Annotated in this window: 17 protein-coding genes; 15 read left to right on the forward strand and 2 right to left on the reverse strand. The window is 62.8% G+C overall.

What is annotated here, in order from left to right:
* Positions 1-831 (reverse strand): site-specific tyrosine recombinase XerD (gene xerD / locus LJE93_01820; GenBank protein MCG6947637.1); only part of this gene is annotated, 831 nt, incomplete at its 3' end.
* Positions 832-1,083: 252 nt separating this feature from the next.
* On the opposite strand from xerD, the gene LJE93_01825 reads away from it, so the two are divergent.
* The 11 genes from LJE93_01825 (at position 1,084) to LJE93_01875 (ending at position 13,496) form a co-directional block, all read left to right on the forward strand.
* On the forward strand, positions 1,084-2,043 hold the full coding sequence (locus LJE93_01825) for a MoxR family ATPase (protein ID MCG6947638.1): 960 nt from the start codon (positions 1,084-1,086) through the stop codon (positions 2,041-2,043).
* Positions 2,044-2,173: 130 nt separating this feature from the next.
* A complete protein-coding gene (locus tag LJE93_01830; protein ID MCG6947639.1) occupies positions 2,174-3,181 on the forward strand; it encodes a DUF58 domain-containing protein in 1,008 nt (335 codons plus the stop codon).
* A complete protein-coding gene (locus LJE93_01835) occupies positions 3,178-5,154 on the forward strand; it encodes a DUF3488 and transglutaminase-like domain-containing protein (protein ID MCG6947640.1) in 1,977 nt (658 codons plus the stop codon). Before LJE93_01830 ends, LJE93_01835 begins: the two co-directional genes overlap by 4 nt.
* Before the next feature lie 204 nt (positions 5,155-5,358).
* The gene (locus LJE93_01840; GenBank protein ID MCG6947641.1) at positions 5,359-6,666 is read left to right on the forward strand and encodes a nodulation protein NfeD; all 1,308 of its coding nucleotides are present in this window, start codon (positions 5,359-5,361) and stop codon (positions 6,664-6,666) included.
* Positions 6,663-7,436, forward strand: coding sequence for a slipin family protein (locus tag LJE93_01845; protein ID MCG6947642.1), 774 nt, complete (start codon positions 6,663-6,665; stop codon positions 7,434-7,436). The genes LJE93_01840 and LJE93_01845 overlap by 4 nt, the downstream gene beginning before the upstream one ends.
* A 64-nt stretch (positions 7,437-7,500) precedes the next feature.
* Positions 7,501-8,064: an SPOR domain-containing protein gene (locus LJE93_01850; protein ID MCG6947643.1), complete on the forward strand. Its 564-nt coding sequence runs from the start codon at positions 7,501-7,503 to the stop codon at positions 8,062-8,064.
* The gene (gene lipA, locus LJE93_01855) at positions 8,061-8,945 is read left to right on the forward strand and encodes a lipoyl synthase (protein MCG6947644.1); all 885 of its coding nucleotides are present in this window, start codon (positions 8,061-8,063) and stop codon (positions 8,943-8,945) included. Before LJE93_01850 ends, lipA begins: the two co-directional genes overlap by 4 nt.
* A 184-nt stretch (positions 8,946-9,129) precedes the next feature.
* Complete coding sequence (gene tmk, locus LJE93_01860; protein MCG6947645.1) at positions 9,130-9,765, forward strand: dTMP kinase; 636 nt, start codon at positions 9,130-9,132, stop codon at positions 9,763-9,765.
* On the forward strand, positions 9,762-10,676 hold the full coding sequence (locus LJE93_01865; GenBank protein MCG6947646.1) for a hypothetical protein: 915 nt from the start codon (positions 9,762-9,764) through the stop codon (positions 10,674-10,676). The genes tmk and LJE93_01865 overlap by 4 nt, the downstream gene beginning before the upstream one ends.
* Before the next feature lie 139 nt (positions 10,677-10,815).
* The gene (locus LJE93_01870) at positions 10,816-12,324 is read left to right on the forward strand and encodes a sodium:solute symporter family protein (protein ID MCG6947647.1); all 1,509 of its coding nucleotides are present in this window, start codon (positions 10,816-10,818) and stop codon (positions 12,322-12,324) included.
* Positions 12,321-13,496 (forward strand): metallophosphoesterase, encoded by a 1,176-nt coding sequence (locus LJE93_01875; protein ID MCG6947648.1) that lies wholly within the window; start codon positions 12,321-12,323, stop codon positions 13,494-13,496. The genes LJE93_01870 and LJE93_01875 overlap by 4 nt, the downstream gene beginning before the upstream one ends.
* Before the next feature lie 67 nt (positions 13,497-13,563).
* On the opposite strand, the gene LJE93_01880 is transcribed toward LJE93_01875, so the two are convergent.
* Complete coding sequence (locus LJE93_01880) at positions 13,564-14,544, reverse strand: methyltransferase domain-containing protein (GenBank protein ID MCG6947649.1); 981 nt, start codon at positions 14,542-14,544, stop codon at positions 13,564-13,566.
* Between the two features lie 106 nt (positions 14,545-14,650).
* Between LJE93_01880 and LJE93_01885 the strand changes: the two genes are divergently transcribed.
* The 4 genes from LJE93_01885 to LJE93_01900 are packed head-to-tail and all read left to right on the forward strand — an operon-like array spanning position 14,651 to position 20,140.
* A complete protein-coding gene (locus LJE93_01885) occupies positions 14,651-17,899 on the forward strand; it encodes a PDZ domain-containing protein (protein MCG6947650.1) in 3,249 nt (1,082 codons plus the stop codon).
* 51 nt (positions 17,900-17,950) lie between these two features.
* Positions 17,951-19,279: a DUF2157 domain-containing protein gene (locus LJE93_01890; GenBank protein MCG6947651.1), complete on the forward strand. Its 1,329-nt coding sequence runs from the start codon at positions 17,951-17,953 to the stop codon at positions 19,277-19,279.
* Positions 19,276-19,851 (forward strand): GDYXXLXY domain-containing protein, encoded by a 576-nt coding sequence (locus LJE93_01895; protein ID MCG6947652.1) that lies wholly within the window; start codon positions 19,276-19,278, stop codon positions 19,849-19,851. Before LJE93_01890 ends, LJE93_01895 begins: the two co-directional genes overlap by 4 nt.
* A 7-nt stretch (positions 19,852-19,858) precedes the next feature.
* Positions 19,859-20,140 carry a transcriptional regulator gene (locus tag LJE93_01900; GenBank protein ID MCG6947653.1) on the forward strand — a complete coding sequence of 94 codons (282 nt, stop codon included), beginning with the start codon at positions 19,859-19,861 and terminating at the stop codon, positions 20,138-20,140.
* Positions 20,141-20,148 lie beyond the last annotated feature (8 nt).

A 20,148-nucleotide genomic window follows, 5' to 3' on the forward strand; every position in this document is an offset into this window, starting at 1 on the left:
GATCTCGGTGGTGGTGAGCGAGGCGTGGCCGAGCATCATCTGCACCGCGCGCAAGTCGGCGCCGTTCTCGACCGAGTGGGTGGCGAAGGAGTGGCGGACGACGTGCGGGCTCAGAGGCGAAGTAATCTCGGCTTTCGCGGCGTGGCCGCGGAGGATCTTCCAAAAGCCCTGGCGGGTGAGGGGACCCCCGCGGTGGTTGAGGTACAGAACCGATAGGCGCTTGGAATTGAGGTCGGGCCGGGCATGCTCGAGGTACTCATCGATCCATGAGATTGCGCTCTCGCCGAGGGGTACGAGCCGCTCTTTGCGGCCCTTGCCGATCACCCTCACGTAGCCCGGATCGAGGCGCACCCGCTCCAGCGTCAATCCGACGAGCTCGGAGACCCGTAAGCCGGTCGCGTACAGAGTTTCGAGCATGGCCCGATCGCGCAAGCCGAGCGTGGTGGAGGTGTCCGGTGCGGCCAATAGGGACTCGATCTCCCCCGAAGAGAGGGCGTGGGGCACGGTTTTCCAGAGGCTCGGTGAGCGAAGGTTGGCAGTCGGATCGGTGGTTTGAACCTGGGTGTTGACCAGGAACCGGAAGAAGCCGCGCAGCGTGGAGAGAGCTCGGGCGGATGAACGGGCTGAAAGACCCTGATCGCGGCGGTGTCCGAGATAGGAGCGAATCGTCGTGCGATCGACCCGGGCGAGATCGATGGCCTGCACCTCGAGCCACGCCATGAACTGCAGGAGATCGCGCCGGTAGGACTCGATCGTGCGCGGGCTCAGGTTTCGCTCCACCGCCAGATGGGCGAGGTACTCGTGGAGATGGTGTTCTGCGGAACGAGCCATGTGAATATCGTAACCGCATCCTGATTCCGTATGGGGAGCCCCGAGTGTTGAGTTTTGAGTTACGAGTTTTGAGTTCCGATCCTCCCCCGGAGGTGTTTTGGGTGTGTGGGGGTAACTCGAACCTCAAATCTGAAAACTCAAAACTAACGCAGACCAGCGGCTCCGTTTCTTGCTTCCGAGGCAACGATGGCGAGACAGTTCCGTATACTGGTTAGTGGGGCGGCGAGGCCGCCCTGTTTCGTCGGAGAGAGAATGAATCCTGTTTCGGACACCATACTCGAACGCCTGGAACGGCTGCACGAGTCCATCGTGCGCGTCATCCGCGGCAAGACGGAGATCGTCGATGCCTTGATCGCCGCGCTTCTCGCCCGCGGCCACGTGCTCCTGGAAGACGTGCCCGGTGTCGGCAAAACGACCCTGGCGCAGGCCCTCGCGCGCTCGCTCGACCTCGATTTCAACCGTATTCAGTTCACGTCTGACACCCTGCCTTCGGACATCATCGGTATCTCGGTCTACCGGCAGGACCGCGGAGACTTCGAATTCATTCCGGGCCCGTTGTTCTCGAACGTGGTCCTCGCCGACGAGATCAATCGCGCGGCGCCGCGTACCCAGTCGGCGTTGCTCGAAGCCATGAGTGAACACTCGGTGACGGTTGAAAAGACGCGCCACAGGTTGACCGAGCCGTTCTTCGTCGTGGCTACCCAGAACCCGGTCGAGTCGACAGGGACCTATCCTCTTCCGGAGTCGCAGCTCGACCGATTCCTGATGCGATTGTCGATGGGCTACCCGGGGCGCGAGGAGGAGCGCGAGCTGTTGCGGGCGAGCGGTGCGGAGCCGGAACTGGAGCAGTTGAAACCGGTAGTCGATGCGGGAGAGGTCCTCGAGATGCAGAATCTGGTGCCCGAGGTGTATGTGTCCTCGGTGCTCCTCGACTACTTGCTGGAGGTCGTGGAAACAACCCGCAAGCACCCGGCCCTCGCGCTCGGTGTCTCAACGCGGGGGTGCCTCGCGTGGCAGAGATCGGCCCAAGCCCTGGCTCTGGTCAGGGGCCGCGCCTTTGTGTTGCCTGACGATCTTCAGGACACTGCCGAGATGGTGCTCGCCCACCGCCTCCTGCACGCGGATCCTCTGGTCGGCGACGGCTGGGAACGGAGCCGCTCCGAGCGCGCGGTGATTCGGGCGATCCTTGAGTCGATTCCGGTACCGCGATGACGTGGAGGAATGAGGAATGAGGAATGAGGAATTAGGAATTCCCGCCCGCTCCCCCGGTTTTCGTGAAACTCTTCGGGTGGGTGGGGGATCATTCCTCATTCCTCATTCCTAACTCCTCATTCAAAGCCTCATGGCGTTCGCCGACTCCTTTCCCGGTTTTCGTCTCCGACTCACGAAATGGGGTGCCGCCTTCCTGGTGGCGTGCGTCATCCTCGGCCTGGCTGCGGTGAACACGGGCAATAACTCGCTGATGGCGTTGCTCGGCCTGGCACTCGGCAGCTATGTGGTGTCTGGGACCTGGTCGCGCCAGGTGCTCGGCGCAATCGAGGCGAAGCTTTTTCTGCCTCCGGATATCCACGCAGAGCGCCCGGTCGTCGTGGATGTGGAACTCACCAACACCTCGAACGTGTTTCCCGCCTACGGACTGGTGGTCCGTGATGCCGGCGGAAGTGTCCTTCTCAAGGAGTTCTTGCTGGCAGGCGGTGCAACGCGGCGGCGTTCGGTAGAAATCAGCATGCCTCGCCGGGGCTGGCACGAGATCGGACCGTGGCGACTGGAAATCCTGCTGCCACTGGGTTTCTTCCTGAAATCGAAGAGCCTGATCCAAGGTCGAAGGGTTTTGGTCTACCCGAAGCTCCTCGCCTCGTCGGCTGCATCCGTGCGTCGCGGTGGTGGGCGGAGGTCTCCGGATGCGCTCGAGTCGCGGGGTCGCGAGGGCGATGTCACCCAGCTCCGTGACTTTCGGGAGGGGGACGAGGTCCGTGCGATGCACTGGAAGCAGACGGCGCGGCAGCAGCACCTGGTAGTCGTTGAACGACAGCAGGTGGCCGAAAAACCGGTCTTCTACGTGCTGGATCCGAGGGTCGATGATCCGGCCGATCCGCACCAGGTCGATCGGTTCGAGCGACTCGTGTCGGAGGTGGCAACCGGGGTCGTCCAGAGACTGCGCGAGGGTGTTCGGGTGGGATTAGTTGTGGGTCAACTGGTCGTACCTCCCGTCCGCGGATTTCGCAGGGCGCCGGCCCTCCTGCGGCCCCTAGCCGAGGTGGAGGGCGTGGCGAAGGATGGAAAGGCGCCTGCCGAGATGGGAAATGGTCGGACTATTGCCTTCGGTTTTGAAGGGGCAGGGTCCAAATGACGGTCGAGAACTACCGGATGTTGCTCGGCTGCGCCTTTTTGTGGGCTCTTCTGCCGTTTCCCTTTCTCTACATCCTGATGCCGCCGTTCTGGATCACGGCTGCCGCGGTGGCTCTGACGGTCGTGCTGAAGCCGTCGGTGAGTCTCCGCCCCTCGGGGCTGGTCCTCAACCTGATCGGGGTGGCGGTTGTTCTGCTGGTCCTGGTCGCCGGCGGCATCCGGGTCGGACCACTGCGACCGCTGGGCCATCTGTTGGTGCTTCTGACCTCGGTCCGCGTACTGACGGTATCGGACAGACGGTCGTTTCTGCGCGCTCTCCTCCTGGTATTCATCGTGTGGGTGGTAGCCCTGACCTCGTCGACTCATGTGACGGTGGTTCTTTACTTTGCGGCCTCGGCAGCTCTTTGGTGGTGGATCGGCGTCACCGCCCACCTCGACGGCCTCGGTTTCGCCACGCAAGGACGGATCCCGGCCCCCAGAATCCGTCACGTCGCGGCAGCTGCGGTTGTGGCGCTACTGCTCTCGGTGCCGATCTTCATGGCCTTGCCTCGGCTGCGATCACCCTGGATCGCAGGTCGCGGAGGTGTCAGCAGTGTCACCGGCTTCACGAGCCACGTGGACCTTGCGGGGGTGGGCACCATCCGGCAATCCCATCAAGTGGCGATGGTGGTCCGATCGGTGTCTGGCGAGGCGATCAGCCCCGACTGGATGCGCCTCAGGGCGACGGCGCTCCAGCGGGTGACCCTTGACTCGTGGGCGCCGCGAGGTGCGTACCAGGAACCGAAAATGGTAAACGGCGTGATCCGATTGCACGGAGACGACCGCCGGCTTGCCGATGCCGCCGAGCTGGAAATCGAGCTGGTTCGGCCGCGGCGCTATCTCTTTCTGCCGGAAGGAGCCGTCGCCCTGGAATGCCCGGTGGCAGTGAAAATGGACCCGACGGGGGGTGTGGTGCTTGCGTCTCGCCCGTCCGGGCCGGTGACCTACCGGGTGTGGGTGGCTCGAGATGACCCGCCGAGGTTTGCCGACCCCCCGACTGGAAATGCCCCTGCATTCGAGCTCGACCCAGCCGTTCACCGGCTCGCATTGGATGTTGTCAGCGAGAGCCGGTCGGACGCAGAACGTGCGGCGACGATTGAAGCGTTCCTGAGAAAGAATTTCGGTTATTCATTGAGCGGGATGACCCTGCAACGTGCCGATCCTGTGTCGTGGTTCCTGCTGCACGAGCGACAGGGCCACTGCGAGTACTTTGCCGGAGCCATGGTGGCCCTGCTCAACGATGTCGGCGTGCCGGCGAGGATGGTCGCAGGGTATAGCGGCGGGAACCTTTCCCTCGACGGTGAAGAGGCCGTCATTCGGCAGGCAAACGCGCATACCTGGGTCGAGGCCTGGATCGGCGACGGCGACACCTGGTCCACCTTCGATCCCACGCCCGAGGCAGATATCCCGGCGCTCGCAAGACCGAGCGGGACTGAGCGGATCCGCTGGGCTGCGGATTGGGTGCAGTCTACATGGGACCGACATGTACTGACCTTCGGTTTCGGCGAGCAGGTGCAACTGGTGACGGCGATGACACGAGGGTTCGAGGCGGTGCTCCGACCTTCGGCCTGGCGATACGCGGTGTGGATCCTGGTCGCGATAGTCGTCCTTGCCGTCGGGTGGTGGGCGACGGTCAGGCGCCGGACGCCGTCGGGCCGAATGGCAAGAACACTTTCGGGGCCGGCGGCGGATATGGTGGACCGGATTGCGCGCCGTCTCGAACGGAACGGCCTCACGGTGCCACCCGGTGCGACGATTCGTTGGATCTCGAGCGCAGCGCGGAGCGAGTGGCCGGGCGCTGGCGCAGCGATCAGCGACCTGGCTTGGCTGGCGGAAAGAGAGCTCTATGCCCGTGGAGGACCGAGGAAATCGGATCGCGCTTCGGTTCGAAACCTGTGGAAGCGCGCGCAAAAGGGCATGCGCAACACACGCTGAACTCGGAATTCTGAACCCGGAATTCGGAATGGGGGAAGGCGTTCCCACGTAAAGAATGTTGACAACACTGAGGAGCTTGGAGGCCGTGTAGTGAGGAAACCGTTGTCGCATTCCGTTTCTCCGGGTGGTTGGGTGAGAATTCAGAATTTGCCGAGCGGCGGCGATCGCTTGTCGCGAGCCACATTCGGCTCTATCATCTTCGTTATGCGATGCCCCCTGCGATGGTCCGTAGCGATGCTGACGATGCTGGTGTTCGCGGCTCCGGCGTGGAGCGCGGAGATCGTCCGCCTGAGGGTCGAGGACACGATCCAGCCGGCGTCACAACAGTTCATCGAACGGGGATTGGCCGAAGCCGTCGAACGAGATGCTTCGCTGGTCGTGCTAGAGCTCGATACGCCTGGTGGGTTGGTCGACACCACGCGGGATATCACGACCGCGATCACGACCTGTTCGGTGCCGGTGGTCGTCTTTGTCAATCCGCCGGGCGCCCGCGCTGCGTCGGCCGGCTTTTTTATTCTGCTGTCGGCAGACGTGGCGGCGATGGCTCCGGGCACCAACACCGGTGCTGCACATCCGGTCGGTGGGCAGGGGGAGAATCTGCCGGAGGACGTTCGCGACAAGGTGACCAATGACGCCGCGGCGATGGTGCGTTCGCTTGCCGAGCATCGCGGACGCAATCCGGAAACCGCCGAGAAGACGGTCCTTGAAAGCATTTCGCTGACCGCCGAGGAAGCGCTCGAAGAGGGGTTGATCGACCTAATCGCAGACGATATCCACGATCTGCTGGAACAGCTCGACGGTCTGGAGATCGAACGATTCGACGGAGAAACGGAAACTCTCGCAACGAGTGGGACGCAGATGGTTGAAATCGAACCGAGCTTTGCCGAACGTCTTTTCTCGGTTCTCGCCAACCCCAACATCGCATACCTGCTGATGGCGCTGGGTGCGCTCGGCCTTTACGTCGAGATCACCCATCCGGGTGGCATCCTGCCGGGGGTGGTGGGTGTGATCTTCCTGCTGCTCGGCCTGTACTCGGTGTCTGTATTGCCGGTGAGCTGGGCGGGCATCGCGTTGATCTTCGTGGCCATGATGCTCTTCATCCTGGAGGTGAAGGTGACCAGCTACGGACTGCTAACGGTGGGCGGTGTGATCTCATTCGTGCTTGGCTCGTTGATGCTCTTCGACGGGCCGATCCCGGACATGCGGGTGAGTCTTGGAGTGGTTTTGCCGACCGCTGTAGTCGTGGCGATCCTGACCGGGTTCCTCCTCACCCGTGTACTCCGCGCCCACCGCGCCCGACCTCTGACCGGGCGAGAGGGGTTGGTTGGCAATGTGGGGCGGGCAATCAGCGAGTTAACACCGAACGGAAAGGTCGCAGTGCACGGTGAATACTGGGACGGTCGGTCGGTCGGTGAAGCGATAGCGGCCGGAAGTAAAGTGCGCGTGGTTAGGGTACATGATCGCGTGATCGACGTCGTCGCTGTCGGTGATGACGAGGAAGGAAGTGGATGATGTTGCAGGTTCTCGGACCCGGACTCGGGATCGCCGTATTCTTCGGCATTTTCGTGATATTCAAGTGGATCAACATCCTCAACGAGTATGAACGGGGTGTGATCTTCCGGCTCGGGCGGGTGCTTGAGGAACCCAAGGGGCCCGGATTCGTGTTCGTCTTCTGGCCGGTTGACCGGATGGTCAAGATCAGCCTGCGAACGGTCGTACACGACATTCCGCCGCAGGACGTAATCACTCGCGACAACGTGTCGGTCAAGGTCAATGCTGTTGTCTACTTCCGAGTGATGAACCCGGTCAAGGCGGTGGTGGAGGTCGAGAACTACGTCTACGCGACCTCCCAGCTTGCCCAGACTACCTTGCGCTCGGTGCTCGGCGAGGTGGAGCTCGATGACCTGCTGACCAAGCGCGAGGAGCTGAACGTTCGTTTGCAGTCGATAATCGACGAACACTCTGACCCGTGGGGAGTCAAGGTCTCGATGGTCGAGGTCAAACACGTCGATCTGCCCCCGGATATGCAACGCGCGATGGCCAGGCAGGCCGAGGCGGAGCGCGAGAAGCGGGCCAAGATCATCCATGCCGAAGGCGAGCTTGTCGCGTCGACCAAGCTGGCGGAAGCGGCGGCCGTGATGTCGAAGAACCCGATCTCGGTCCAGCTGCGGTATATGCAGACGCTCTCGGAGATCTCCACCGAAAACGCCTCGACGATCGTCTTCCCGATGCCGATCGACTTTTTTGAAGGCTTCACGGTGACGCCAAATAGGAAAGAGTGAGAAGATCGCGCGAGCGCGGACCCCGGAGAGAGAAATTCGTCGTGGATAACGTATCCTGCGAGACATGAGTCGTAGCTACTACGTCATCGAGTTGAGCGCACGTTGGTTGACCGTGCTCCTGATCGCGTTGGCGTTGGTCATGGTCCTGGCCTTCGCGCTCGGCTACGGGGCAGCCTGGTCAGTGTTGAGTTCCAGCGAGACCGGTGGGGAGGAGATGACCGCCCTGCAGGCGGCCGCGACGCCAACCGACATCCCCGAGGTCGTGATACCCACCACCGTGGCTCGAGCCACCGAACCACCGAAACCGACATCGACTCCGACGTCAACAGCGACACCGCTGCCCCCGACTCCGACCCGGCCGGCACCGACCGCAGTTCAGGCATCGTCTGATTTCTTCGTGCAGGTGTTGGCGTCCGCCAGGAGAGAGTCCGTGGAAGCGGCGCGAAAAAAACTCGAAGGACTCGGCTTTCCTCGCGATCACCAGCACCTGATCACAGTGCAGGATGCCGGTGCGCCGACCCTTTTCAAAATCCGGTTGGGACCGTTCCCGGACCGATCCTCTGCCGACCGTGTGGCGCAACGGATGAGTGCCGCCGGGTTCCCCGACGCCTGGGTCGTCGTCCCATGACGTTCGGCGGTCGTGCTCCCGGGCCGGCGTTGCCGGAGTGGATTCGGTCTCGGCGGCTGCGGCTGGGAGAGCTTCACGAGATCAAAACGCGTATGCGTTCGGGAGGGTTGCACACGGTCTGCGAGGAGGCACGTTGCCCCAACCGATCCGAGTGTTTCTCGCGCGGCACAGCGACCTTTCTGATCAACGGCAGGGTGTGTACGCGCAACTGTTCCTACTGCTCGATCGCCCACGGGCGACCATCACCCCTGGATCCCGAAGAGGCGCAGCAGCTCGTTGACGCAGTCGTGGAGATGGATCTCGAGCACGTCGTCATCACCGCAGTTGACAGGGACGACCTTGCCGATGGTGGAGCCGGTGGGTTCGTGAGCTGTCTTCGCCGCCTGAACGAGCTCGAAAAACCGCCGACAGTGGAGGTTTTGACACCGGATTTCCGTGGCGATACGGAGGCCGTGGATCTGATCATCGATGCCGGTCCGGATGTTTACAACCACAACGTCGAGACTGTACCGCGGCTCTACCGCCGGGTGCGTCGGTCTGGGCGGTACGAATGGGCGATCGAAGTTCTGTCCAGGGTTGCAGAGCGCGCTCCGGAGATGATCCGCAAGTCCGGTCTGATGGTCGGGCTCGGCGAGACCGAGGAGGAGATCGTCGAAGTGCTGACGGACCTTCGCGATGCGGGCTGCCAGGTTGTGACCGTAGGCCAGTATCTTCGGCCGACCCCCCAGCAAATCGAGGTGGCACGCTACTGGAAACCGGAGGAGTTCGAAAGACTCGAATCGGCTGGATCCGAAATCGGGCTGGAGGTATTTGCCGGGCCGTTCGTCCGCTCCTCCTACCGCGCCGAGGAGGCCTTCCTCCGCGTTGTCGGGCAGGGCTGATTCCTACCAATCCCCGTCCCGACCCCGATCCCGATCCCGCACGTGAAGAAAAAGGGACGCCTGTGCTCGGTATGAGCAATCTGTTGGTGCGAAACCCCGGAAAATTCGGTGTTCGATGTCACAACGCGGTCGTCGGGAGCGGGAGCGGGATCGGACAGTGGCCGGCGCAGCTATACTCACCCGGATGTCGAACGGCTATTTCATCACCTTTGAGGGCGGCGAGGGGACCGGAAAGAGCACGCAGTTGGTCCTGCTCAACGACTGGCTGAGCACCATCGGTCATGAGACCATCGTCACCCGTGAACCCGGTGGCACCAGGCTCGCCGAGGCGGTGCGTGCGCTACTCCTCGACCCCGAGCTCGAGCCTGGCGGCTTGAGTGAGATCTTCCTTCTCGAGTCGGCCCGCCACGACCACGTCGAACGGGTGATCCGACCGGGCCTTGATGACGGCAAGGTAGTGCTCTGCGATCGATTCACCGACTCGTCGTTGGTCTATCAGGGCCTGGTTCGCGGCCTCGGCTGGGACGAGGTGGCGGCTCTCAATCGGCTGGCAACGGGCGGGCTCGAGCCGGATCTGACGTTGGTCTTCGACATGGATCCGGAGGCTGCGCTTTCCCGGGCCCGCACCCGGAATTCCGAGGGGTCATCGCGCGAGAACCGGCTCGACGACGAACCAGCCGCGTTCCACCGCCGGGTTCGCGAGGGGTTTCTCGAACTCGCCGAACGTGAACCGGATCGTGTGCAGGTGGTCGATGCGAGCGGTTCGCCGGAGGAGGTGTTCGCGCGCGTCCATCCGCTTCTCCCTGAGGCCTTGAGGTGAGTGACGCCCCTGTTTTCTGGTGGAACGGCAATGAGCTCGAGCGCGATCGCTGGGGGGCGATCGTCGAACCAGCCCTCGATCTTCTCCTTCTGGCTCGTGATCGTCATCGTCTGCCACACGCGCTGCTGCTGGTGGGGCCGGCCGGCCTCGGGCGAGAGCTGGCGGCGGTCGAGGCGGCGGCGTTGCTGGTGTGTCCCGGTGTGAATGTCCTTTGGAGTGACGACCCGTGCGCCGAAAGGGTGCGGAGAGGGGTGCATCCGGACGTTGTGGCCGTCCAGCCGGTCGGAGCGAAGGGCGTCATCAAGATCGATCAGGTGCGTGAGGTCGTGCGAACCGCTCGGAGCAGGCCCTATGAGGGTGAACGGCGGGTGTGGATCTTCGACGGTGTCGGGGCCGGAACCTTCGGTGCCGAGGCCGCAAACGCTTTTCTCAAGACCCTCGAGGAGCCGCCACCGCATGCGATGTTCGTCCTCATGACGGACAACGAATCCGCCGTGTTGCCGACCATCCGATCACGTTGCCAACAGCTCTCGCTGCCGGGTGCGGTGGCCGTCGCGAGGCAATTGGATGGCGACCTCCCAGTGCCCGAGTTGGCAGGTTTCTCGATGATGTCGGATGATGCCGACAAATCGTTTGCAGGCATCCGCGCGGCCCTCGAAGCCGGGAAAACGGGTGACATGCGGGGCCTGTTACGTCTGCCCCACGTGTTGCCGAACGACGTTTCACCCTTCGCTTCGGTGGCGGCGGTTGCACTGGAAATGGCCGGTGAGGCGGAGGACGAACCACACGGCGAGGAGTTGGCGCTGCTGGCTACTGATCTGCTTGAGGTCGAGCGCCGCAGCCGCGCCCTCAACCTGAACCCGCGCACGCAGATGGTCTCGTGCCTCCTGCGCTGGTACCGGGAGCTGTGAGCTTGCGCCCTCCCTCCCTCCCGATTCTGGATGCTGGATTCTGGATGCTGGATCCGCCTGACCACCTCGCAAGCGGCATCGGTGTACGGACATCCAGGATCGAGCATCGAGTATCCAGCAACAACGGAAGGAAATCGCGTTGAACGAGACATTATTGTCCTGGGTTCTTTTGATCGCGTACGCGGCTGTGATCATCTTCCTCGCCTGGCGAAACCGCAGACGGGCATCAGACATCAAATCCTTTTCGGTCGGCAGTCGGAGTGTGCCGCCATTCTTCGTGGGGCTTTCACTGGCAGCCAACATGACGTCGGTCGCCACCTTCGTCATCAACCCCGGGTTGATCCACGCCTACGGGTGGTCGGGCGTTGTCGGTTACGGCATGGCAGCACCGCTCGGAATATTCATCGGCCTGGTCGTGACCAGTAAGCGGTTCCGCCGGGTTGGCGACCGTTTCACCGTATTGACGGTGCCGCAGTGGCTGGGCGAGCGTTACGGAGACAGGCGATTGACAGTCTTCTTTGCCATCGCCAGTATGCTGCAGGTCACCTTTCTGGTCCTCATAGTCACCGCCCTGGTGCTGGTCCTGATGAGCGTGTTGCAGATCGGGATGTGGCCGGCGCTGCTGATGGTCGTGATTTTCACCTTCGGCTACATACTTTTCGGCGGCGCCAGCCTCCACGTCTGGTCGAACAGTCTGCAGGCGATGACGATGCTGGCGGTTGCGGTGATCCTGGTGGTGTCTGGCGCGGCGCTCTTCGGTGATGGTCTGTCGGGTTTCTTCGGCCAACTCGATGCCGTGGCGCCTCATTACGGCAGCATGACCAACCCTCAGAGCCTGCTCTTCCGAGATCTCTTCGAAGTCGTTGTCGCCAATTTTGTCATTGGTCTCGCCATCATCATGCAACCACACATCATCTCGAAATCGCTTTACCTGCGGTCGGAGCGAGACGTCAACACCTATCTCGTCACCGCCATGGTGGCTGGCACGATATTCACAGCCGTATTGCTGGTCGGGCTCTACGCGCGAATCGAGCTCGGTGGCGACCTGCCACCGGACCGGGTGGTTGCGACCTACATCGCCTCCAGCTTCACCCCCGGCTTGCGGGCGTTCATCATGGTCGGGGTGCTGGCAGCGGGATTCTCGACCCTCGAGGGCGTCATCCTCGCCCTGTCGACGATCTTCGGCAATGATTTCTTCGGGACTATCGCCAGGTCGCGCGGCGTGGACGAGGACCGCTTGCGCGGTCAGCTCCTGCAGGTCGGCAGGATATTCTTGGTGGCCCTCGCGCCGATCACTCTCGTTCTGGCGTGGCGGCAGATCGTCGCGCCTTCACTCTCGGTGGCGATCTTCGCCCAAAACGGTATCTACGGCCTGTTTGCCGCCACCTTCGCTCCAGTTCTGTTCGGGATTTTCTCCAAACGCGCTACGGCGCCGCTCGCCTTCCTCTCTGCGATCTCAGCCCTGATCGTTCACTTCGGCATGTATTACGGCGGCATCACTCCCTATCACAACAACCCGGCGGTGCCGGCGACCTGTGCGTTGGCGGTCAGCACGCTCATCCTCGGCGTTGGTGTTCTGGCAGCTCGTGGTCGGGCTGGAACAGCTTCCGGCGGGAACGGGTTATCTACTTCGGGAGTAGACACATGACGGTTTGCCAACGATCCATCAGACTCAAAACCCTGGCTGTTGCCGTAATTCTGTCGGCTCTGAGCGCACTGCCGGCCGCCGGCGCCGGAGAGCGCGTCGTGGCGGTGGGTGATATCCACGGGAACTTCGATGGCCTGGTATCGATTCTCAAACGCGCAGAACTTATCGACGAGGACCTTCACTGGGTTGGTGGCTCCACGACCTTCGTCCAGACCGGCGATATTTTTGATCGCGGGGTCGAAGTGCGGAAGGTCCTCGACCTCCTGATGCGGTTGGAAGATGAGGCCGCAGGGGATGGCGGCAAGGTCGTCGTTCTGCTCGGGAATCACGAGGGCATGAATCTGATCGGGTTCTACCGGGATGTCAATCCCGAGGTCTTCGCGACCTTTGCCGACGAGGATTCCGAGAAGCGACGCAAGCGGGAATTCAAGGATTTCAAGAGGTACTGGCGTGCGCAGGCCGAGGCGCTGGGCGTCGAGAATCCGGTGATCACGGCCGAGGTCAAGAACGCCTGGATGGAGGCCTTCCCTCCTGGCTGGTTTGAGTACAACGACGCGCTCGGTCCGGAAGGGCGCTTTGGGGCCTGGCTTCGCGGACGACCGGTTGCGGTGATGATCGGCGACGTGCTCTTCGTTCACGGCGGCATCGGCCCGGATCTCGCGGGCCTCAGTGTGGCTGAAATCAACCAGGAAGTCGCGCAAGAGTTGGCCACCTACGATCGTCTGCGCGAGGAAATGGTTGCCGAGAGACTGGTGCCGTCGACCGCAAGCCTCATCTCGCTGGTGAAAGCGTACGGTCAGCAGGATCCGCCCGACCCGAAATATGCTGCGCTCGCAGGTGCCAACGATTGGCTGATCCAATCTCCCGGTGGGCCACTCTGGTTCCGCGGCGGTGCGCGGTGGGACGAGGAGGTAGATGCCACAAGAATGGCCGACATCCTGGACGGAATTGGTGCAAAGAGAGTGGTTGAAGGCCACACCGTCCAGGATGAGGGACGGATCGAGGTCCGATTCGGTGGCCGGGTCATACTGATCGACACCGGCATGCTGTCCTCGGTGTATCAGGGTGGTCGCCCGTCGGCGCTGGTGATCGAGGACGGGACCTACTCTGCCATTTACACCGACGGCAGCGAGGAAGTCCTGCTCGACGAAGCTCTGCCGGACGCGGCGTGAAACGGTCAAGAGTTTAGAGTTCCTCCCACACCCCCCGGAATTGAAGAGAAGAGACGCCTCTCAACTTTCAACCTTCTGGCTTTCGTCCACTGATGATCCACCGATCGGAGCCGAGATCCGTGCGCTCGATCTCCTGAAGCCCCGCGTCCTCCATCCAGCGGCGGATAGCGGGCTCGGTCCAGGTGTCTCCGAAGGAACGCATGTTGATGGCGAAGAGAGCGCCGAGCAGGTGCTCGCGGCGGTCGTCGTCTATGGCGAAATCCACAACCGTCACACGCCCCCCGGGGGTCACGGCTTCGGCACCGCGCCTGATCAGCTCCGCCGCCCGGTCGGCCGTTTCTTGGTGCAGAACATTTGCGAAGAGCACGAGATCGTAGCCGGATCCATACTCGGTCTCGAGATAGTTCCCGGGAAGGAACTCGATCGCGTCCTCGAGCCCGGATACCTCGAGTTCGGCCCTGGCCTGGTCGACCACTTCCGGTCGGTCGAGGACCATCGCGTGAAGTCCCGGCCTAACTCGGCACATGGCTTGCGCGAACTGGCCCCAGCCCCCGCCGACATCGAGCACCCGTTCTACTCCGTCCAGATCGAGGGCGTCAGCGGCCCTACGCGCCATCTGCGCCCCCATGGCGCGCATCGCCGCGCCGAAACGGCGGGTTTCCTCCGGCGTGCGCTTGGCGACCGGCCAATCTTCCCCGCGTAACCACGGTTCGAGCGTGTCGCCCCATCGTTCGTACATCGAGTGCGAGTGTTCGAGGAACGGGACGACGTCGTAGGCTCCGGGGAGGAAGTGGTCGCGGATGCCGTCTGCAGCGCGGTACCGGTCGCCGTCTGGAGTCGCGACACCGAGGGCTGCAAGAGCTCGAACGACCTTTCCGGTGGCGAACTCGTCGAGCCCGAGTTCCGCGGCGATCGCCTCTGTGGTAAGCGGCTTTTCCGCCAGCAGCCGGAGAATGCCGGTTCGACCGGCCACGGTGATCACGCGGTGGCTGGCGAATGACCACAGAAGACGCTGAAAACTGTCGAGGTCCATTTCGGGTCGCTGCACTGCTTACTCCCGGAGGCGTTTATACCGCAGACGGGGAATCTCTTTCAGGGAATCCCGTAGAATAGGCGTCCGGCCCGAACGGCCGACCCGTTTTTGGAGGGATTTTATGCACAACCTGGCCCGTTGGCTCGTCCTCGGAAGCTTCATTCTGCTCATCGCCGGCTCGGCCGGCGCCCAGATCGACGCCCGGCTCCTGCGCCAACCCGACGTCTCGGCGACCGATATTACTTTTGTATACGGTGGCGACATCTGGGTCGTCTCAAAGCAGGGCGGAATCGCAAACCGACTGAGCACACCGAAGGGAGAGGAGAGCTTCCCACGCTTCTCTCCGGATGGCCAGCACATTGCGTTCAGCGGGAATTATGACGGCAACCAGGACATCTTCGTAATGCCGACGGGGGGCGGCCTGCCGGCCCGTCTCACCCACCATCCAGATCCGGATCGCATGATCGACTGGTATCCCGGCGGGACGGACATTCTCTTCGCCACCCCGATGACGAGTGAGAAGCAGCGTTTCCGAAAGCTCTACCGAGTGCCGGTGAGCGGCGGCCTGCCCGAGGTCCTGCCGGTGCCCTACGGCGAGTTCGGCGCCATTTCGCCGGATGGGGCGACGCTCGCCTACATGCCGTTGTCGCGGGATTTCCGAACCTGGAAGAGGTACCGGGGCGGCTACGCGCCGGAGATCTGGCTCTTCGGGCTCGAGAGCCTTGAGGCCAGAAATCTCACCCATCACGAGGCCAACGACAGCCAGCCGATGTGGCACGGTTCGACCCTCTACTTCCTGTCTGATCGTGACGCCAACATGAGGGCCAACATCTGGGCTTACGAGCTCGATACCGACACGGTTCGTCAGGTGACGCTCTTCGAAGACTTCGATATCCACTTCCCGGCCATCGGCCCTCAGGACATGGTCTTCGAGTACGGCGGCAGGCTTTACGTCATGGACCTGGCGACCGAGACCGCGGAACCGGTGGAAATCCAGGTGGTGACCGACCGCGCCACCCTCCGCCCGCGGCCGGTCAACGTTGGCGAACAGATCAGTGACGGCGACATCTCGCCTAGCGGCATGCGGGCGCTGCTTGGAGCTCGCGGCGAGGTCTTTTCTCTGCCCGCCGAGCACGGCGTGGTGCGAAACCTGACCCAGACCTCCGGTGTTGCTGAACGCCACCCGGCCTGGTCGCCGGACGGTAAGACGATCGCCTATTTTTCGGATCGTACCGGGGAGTACGAGCTCACAATCCGCCCGGCCGACGGGTCGGGCGAAGAGAAGACCATCACCGAACTCGGATCCGGGTATCGCTACACGCCGATGTGGTCGCCGGACAGCAAAAAGGTAGTTTTCATCGACAACATGCAGGTCATTCATCTGCTCGACGTCGGCACTGGCGGATTGACCGAGGTAGATCGTGGGCGTTGGATGACCCACCCACCTCTGGGCAATTTCAAGGTGAGCTGGTCCGCGGACAGCCGCTGGTTCGCCTACTCGCGTGGCCTCGATAACCGGCAGCGGGCCATCTTCCTGTTTGACTCCAGTGCCGGCACGAGCCACCAGGTGACATCGGGCTTCGTCAGCTGCTCCAATCCGGTGTTCGATCCCGACGGCAAGTATCTCTACTTTCTTTCCGATCGCACCTTCACGCCCAGCTACTCTGATTTCGACGCCACCTGGATCTACGCGAACTCGACCAACGTTATGGCCGTGCCGCTGAGGAAAGACGTGCCCTCGCCGCTGGCTCCTCGCAACGATGTCGAGGAAAACGGGGACGAGGACGACGAAAAGGAGGACGACAACGGCGAGAGCGACGAAGGCGGCGACGACACGAAGGCCGTGGAGATCGATCTCGAGGGTTTCGAGGCCCGGGCGGTGATCCTGCCGCCTGACGCGGGCAATTACTCGAGCCTGGATGCTGCCGAGGGCAAGGTGATCTACCACCGCCAGCCAAACACCGGATCGGCTGACGAGTCGTCGCCGATCGTGTATTGGGATCTCGAGGATCGCGAGGAAAAGACGATCCTCGACAACGCCGACGGGTATGTCATATCGGCCGACGGGAAGAAGATGCTCGTGATCGCCAACGGCAAGGTGGCGATCGTCGGCGTCGCTGAGAAACAGAAGATGGACAAACCGCTGGCCACTTCGTCGATGGAAATGGTCGTGAATCCGCCTGAAGAGTGGCGCCAGATCTTCAACGATGCCTGGCGGATCGAGCGCGACTATTTTTACGACCCCAACATGCACGGGGTCGACTGGCCGGCGATGCGCGAGCGCTACGGCGCGCTTCTCGACGATGCAGTCACCCGTTGGGATCTCAACTTCATCATCGGTGAACTGATCGGAGAGATGAACACCTCGCATTCGTACCGCGGCGGCGGTGATCTCGAACGGGGCAAGCGCCGCGGTGTTGGCCTGCTCGGCGTCGATTGGGAGCTCGCTGACGGGGCGTATCGTATCTCCGGGATTGTGACCTCGGCTGCGTGGGATGCGGACGTCCGGTCGCCCCTGGCAGAGCCCGGCGTCGATATCGCGGAGGGAGACTGGGTGTTGGCGGTCAACGGTGCGCCAATCGATGCTTCAAAAGACCCTTGGGCTGCCTTCGAGGGGCTGGCCGGGTCCACGGTTCTGCTCACGGTCAACGACCGGCCGACTCCTGACGGCGCGCGTGAGGTGCTCGTCGAGACGATTGACAGCGAGGCGCGGCTTCGCAACCTCGCCTGGATCGAGCGGAACCGCCGAAAGGTGGACGAGGTCTCCGACGGAAGGGTCGGCTACATCTATGTGCCGAGCACCGGCCGCGGCGGCCAGACCGAGCTTTACCGGATGTTCCGCGCCCAGTACCACAAACAGGGCCTCATCATCGACGAACGCTTCAACAACGGTGGGCAGGTACCGGACCGTTTCGTCGAGCTCCTCAATCGTCCGCTCTACAACTTCTGGGCCGTGCGGTCGGGCACCGATTGGCAGACGCCGACGATCGCTCACACTGGACCCAAGGCGATGCTGATCAACGCCTGGAGTGGCTCGGGCGGCGATGCCTTTCCCTACTACTTCCGCGCAGCGGGAGCCGGGCCTCTGATCGGCACTCGCACGTGGGGCGGGCTGATCGGTTATTCGGGCTTTCCTGCCCTGATCGACGGCGGACGGGTGACCGTGCCCACATTCTCCTTTTACAACCTGGACGGTGAGTGGGATGTCGAGGGCCACGGCGTCGAGCCCGACATCGAGGTGGTGGATGACCCGTCGTTGATGTTGGACGGTGGCGATCCACAGCTCGATCGGGCGATCGCCGAAGTCCTCCGGGCGCTGGAGGAGAACCCGCCGTCTCGACCTGATCGGCCCGAATACCCAGTGAGGTAGGGACCTCAGATACGAACGACTGGACGTATCAGGTGATAACCTGAGGCGGTCATGAGACAGCTGTCTGTCAAATGGTTGCTGCGCGAACTGCCGAAGCTGGAGGCCGGGGGCGTTGTTGACGCTGCCGCCGCCGAGCGCCTGCGCGCCCATTACACCGACACCTCTGAAACGGGCCGCCAACTCATGGTCGCCATCTTCGCGGTCTTCGGTGCCGTGCTGATCGGCGGAGGCGTGATTCTTTTGCTGGCGCACAACTGGGAGTCGTTCGGCCGTGGAACGCGAGCCGCCATCGCCCTTTCACCACTGGTGGCGACCCAGGTGCTTGTTGGCTGGATGATCGTCAAGAGGTTCGGCTCGACGGCGTGGCGGGAGGGCTCGGCGACCCTGCTCGCGCTGACGGTGGCCGAGGCAATTGCCCTGGTCGACCAGACCTACCACACCGGCGGGGATCTCGCGTCCTTCCTATGGCGTTGGGCCCTCCTCCTGGCACCACTGCCGTGGCTGCTCGACTCGACGGCGGTGGCGGTGATATTCCTCGCTGCACTCACCTGTTGGGCGGGTGCGGCAAAGGCTGAGGGCTCGCAGATTCTCGTGATCTGGCCGCTGGCGGCGGCAGTCGTCCCGCACCTGATCCAGGTCCTGCGCTCTGATCGGCGCGGTCTGCGCGCCGCCAATCTCCAGTGGGCAATTGCCCTGTTCGTGTGTGTTGCCGCGGGCCTCGGACTCGAGCACAGGGTGCCTGGCCTGTGGATTCTGATTTACGTTGGGCTCTTCGCCCTCTTGATCACACTCGGTACCGCATTCCGGCGCGACGAGGAGAGCTTGTGGCGGAGACCGTTCGAAGTGGTCGGTGTCGCCGGCAGCGTCATTCTCTGGACCATCCTGAGTTTCGAAGAGCCCTGGAAAAACATAGGCTGGCAGCACATCATCACGGCGGAACAGCTCAACGAAATTGCCTCGTGGGTTGATGTGCTCCTTGCCGTCGGTCTGCCAACTGCAGCGATGGTGGCGATCGCGTTCATCATCGACCGCCAGCGAGATCGCCTCGTCCTCCTGTGGGTAATTTCGGTCCCGTTGGTCGCGGTCGTGTGGCCGGTGACGGCGGCGACAGACATCGACTGGCTGGGAGCGTTGGCGTTCAACCTCCTTCTCTTCGTAGTGGGTGTCGCGACCCTTTCAGAAGGCGTGAGAGGCCAGAACCTGGCGGTGGTCAATCTCGGAATGGCGGTGGTGGCGTTGCTCATCATCGTGCGGTTCTTCGACTCCGACCTCGGTTTCATCTTCAAAGGCCTTGCCTTCATCTTCGTTGGCATCGGTTTCCTGGTCGCCAACATGCTCCTGTCACGGCGCAATCGCGCGGTCGGGGGGAGTGGGCCATGAAATCGTCGAGGCTCGCCCTGTTCGTTCTGGTCGCGCTTGTACAGCTGGCCGTGGCGGGTGGTGCGATCGTGAAGCACGAGCTCACTCTGCGCTACGGGGAGGCGTTCCGTTTCCGCATCCAGCCGGTCGACCCGGTGGATGCCTTCCGCGGCCGCTATGTGGCGATCCGTTTCGCGGAAGACCGTGCGCCGGTGGCGGATGATCTCGACATCGGTTCCGGCAAGCGTGTCTTCGTACCGATCGAGGTCGGGATCGACGGGTTCGCCAGACTGGGACAGGTCGACGTGGAACCGCCGTCGAACGGCGCGTACCTGCGTCTGCGGGCCGGAATCATCGCGCCGGACGAGGATGGCACTCGTCATGCCTGGGTGTCGATGCCGTCGCAACGGTTTTACATGGACGAGGATCTGGCGCCGGAAACAGAGCGCGCCGTGTGGGGTGTTTCTGGCGGTCGTCGCCAGGCCTCCGTCAGCGTTCGAGTGCGAAACGGCATCGGCGTGATCGAGGAGCTGTACATCGACGACGTTCCGGTCCACCAGTGGCTGGCCGAGAACGCCGAGTCCACCGAGTGACACCGAGATGGGCCGAACCCGCCGTCAGCGAATCGTCGTTCTGCTGAAAGAAGGCGAGTGGGAATTCGACGATCTGCGCCGGGATCTCGGCCTGACCGTCAGTGTCCTCGAAGAAGACCTCCGCCACATCGAACGCAGCGTTCGGCCGGAGGGACGTCGTCTGAAGGTCAGGCCGGCACAGTGTGAAGCCTGTGGTTTCGATTTCAAAAGCACCGCCTTGCATCCACCTGGCCGTTGTCCGGCATGCCGAGACCGCCGCATCACCGGCCCTTGGTTTCGAATCGCCTGAGTGAATTG

Source organism: Acidobacteriota bacterium (genome assembly GCA_022340665.1).
In the GTDB taxonomy this organism is placed as follows: domain Bacteria; phylum Acidobacteriota; class Thermoanaerobaculia; order Thermoanaerobaculales; family Sulfomarinibacteraceae; genus Sulfomarinibacter.

Coding starts and splice junctions, on each gene's coding strand:
- LJE93_01845 (MCG6947642.1), top strand. CDS start 6,663: ATGATGTTGCAGGTTCTCGGACCCGGACTCGGGATCGCCGTATTCTTC.
- LJE93_01890 (MCG6947651.1), top strand. CDS start 17,951: ATGAGACAGCTGTCTGTCAAATGGTTGCTGCGCGAACTGCCGAAGCTG.
- LJE93_01900 (MCG6947653.1), top strand. CDS start 19,859: ATGGGCCGAACCCGCCGTCAGCGAATCGTCGTTCTGCTGAAAGAAGGC.
- lipA (MCG6947644.1), top strand. CDS start 8,061: ATGACGTTCGGCGGTCGTGCTCCCGGGCCGGCGTTGCCGGAGTGGATT.
- LJE93_01835 (MCG6947640.1), top strand. CDS start 3,178: ATGACGGTCGAGAACTACCGGATGTTGCTCGGCTGCGCCTTTTTGTGG.
- LJE93_01875 (MCG6947648.1), top strand. CDS start 12,321: ATGACGGTTTGCCAACGATCCATCAGACTCAAAACCCTGGCTGTTGCC.
- LJE93_01825 (MCG6947638.1), top strand. CDS start 1,084: ATGAATCCTGTTTCGGACACCATACTCGAACGCCTGGAACGGCTGCAC.
- LJE93_01830 (MCG6947639.1), top strand. CDS start 2,174: ATGGCGTTCGCCGACTCCTTTCCCGGTTTTCGTCTCCGACTCACGAAA.
- LJE93_01840 (MCG6947641.1), top strand. CDS start 5,359: ATGCGATGCCCCCTGCGATGGTCCGTAGCGATGCTGACGATGCTGGTG.
- LJE93_01885 (MCG6947650.1), top strand. CDS start 14,651: ATGCACAACCTGGCCCGTTGGCTCGTCCTCGGAAGCTTCATTCTGCTC.
- LJE93_01850 (MCG6947643.1), top strand. CDS start 7,501: ATGAGTCGTAGCTACTACGTCATCGAGTTGAGCGCACGTTGGTTGACC.
- LJE93_01895 (MCG6947652.1), top strand. CDS start 19,276: ATGAAATCGTCGAGGCTCGCCCTGTTCGTTCTGGTCGCGCTTGTACAG.
- tmk (MCG6947645.1), top strand. CDS start 9,130: ATGTCGAACGGCTATTTCATCACCTTTGAGGGCGGCGAGGGGACCGGA.